This is a genomic window from Endozoicomonas sp. ONNA1, from assembly GCF_024606325.1.
In the GTDB taxonomy this organism is placed as follows: Bacteria; Pseudomonadota; Gammaproteobacteria; order Pseudomonadales; family Endozoicomonadaceae; genus Endozoicomonas_A.
The window spans coordinates 1-1,532 of the sequence record NZ_JAHHPN010000837.1; the positions used below are offsets into that span (position 1 = coordinate 1).

Annotated in this window: 1 protein-coding gene; it reads left to right on the top strand. The window is 51.4% G+C overall.

Features of this window, described 5'->3' with window-relative positions:
* On the top strand, positions 1-1,532 hold a 1,532-nt coding region (locus KDK19_RS19765; protein WP_257292696.1), incomplete at both ends, for a hypothetical protein.

The following is a 1,532-nucleotide window of genomic DNA, read 5'->3' on the forward strand; positions in this document are numbered from 1 at the left end:
AGTCAGTCAGAAGAAACGCCCCCTGGGAGAACATGTTGCTCTACTGGTTCTGGCAAACCCTGCACAGTTGGCATCGCTTGGTCAGTGTGATGACGCTGCGGGAGCCACCGCACCTGGGGCTGATTTCTGGCGACGAATTAATCGACCGGGAAATACCTGGCAGTTCAATGCTCAGGCCAATAATGACCCATCGATGGCTATAGACAGAGCTCCTCCGTTAAAAGCTCCTCCGCTATTGGCTGAACTCCCCTGTGCCGAAAGTGCTATGGATGACGACAATACCGTTTTAATTGACTGCCATTTGCACAACAACTGGCGACAGTTGCTGCTGGGCGGCCCCGGAGTGGATAAACAGGGGCGAATCCGGCACCTCCCCGGCAGGCTTGAGTCTTTGATGGCCGGACAACGGGTGATTCTGAAAGGGGCCAACTGGAAAGATCTGGCCTTTGAACAGACGATTCGACAAATGCTGGCGCAAAAGTGTTTTGAGAGCAACGGAAAGATCTGTCCATTACCCGACGATGTTCAGTTTTATCAGATGTCAGTAGGCAATGACGAGCTTCGTTCACTGTTCCAAAGTCTGTCACAACCAGCTGACAAGGGACTTGATAAACCGCACACACCACGAAACCCGATCATCATTAACCAGAGTAATATTAGCGAATGGCTGAACCCGATTGCCATTGCACCGGGTGGCTATGCAATCCCTAACATCTGCCTGCTGGAACAAGTTCGGGCAGGTGGTGCAGTCGTCGTGACTTCTCCGCTTAGCGAGGCGCTCTGGTTTTGTTTACTGGGCTCACTACAGACGATTCGCGAGACGACCGGCCTGGAGCCCCCACTTCAGGTGGCTGATTCCGGACGACAACCGAAAGCGCTTGGATTAGCAGAAAACGATGAGCATCCAATCAGAGATCGTGTCGTCTTTAATACCGTCACTTATCAACAACCTGCCCAAGCCAGTCATTGGATAAACGATCAGCCGCAAGCATCTCTGGTCATTCAGGTCAATGAACAGACCGGCTTCAGTCAGCTGTTTGATAATATTCATATCAGCTCGGAACAAAAGGCGCATTTTGGACGACGTCAGAGCAAATTGCAGGAAGCATTAACCGCTGGCAAACCGGTTGTATTTCTGGGACTCGAGCGTAATCCGACACTTCAGCAGCTTCTGGAACCTCTGGTTGTCGGGCAACCTCTGTTGGTGAATGGCCAATTACAGACCTACCCGGAAGCTCATGTCACCCTGCTCTGGCCTGAGTTTACAAGAAGCCGGTCTTCCATATTTAATTCGATGGTTGCCATGGGTAAGCCGTGTCCTGAGGTCGATCTCTGGGCTATTAATGCCCTCAAACACGGTATCCCCCGGATTGAGCTGCCAGAACAAGCGCTTGATGAACTTTACGAAGCATTTAAAACCGTACCTCTCGACCTTTGTAACCCTCTGCCTGAAATGACCGAAGGGTTGTTGAATAATCTGATACTGGCTGCCCGGCGAGCACAGCAGGTTGACCAGTCCCCACAACTTTTAC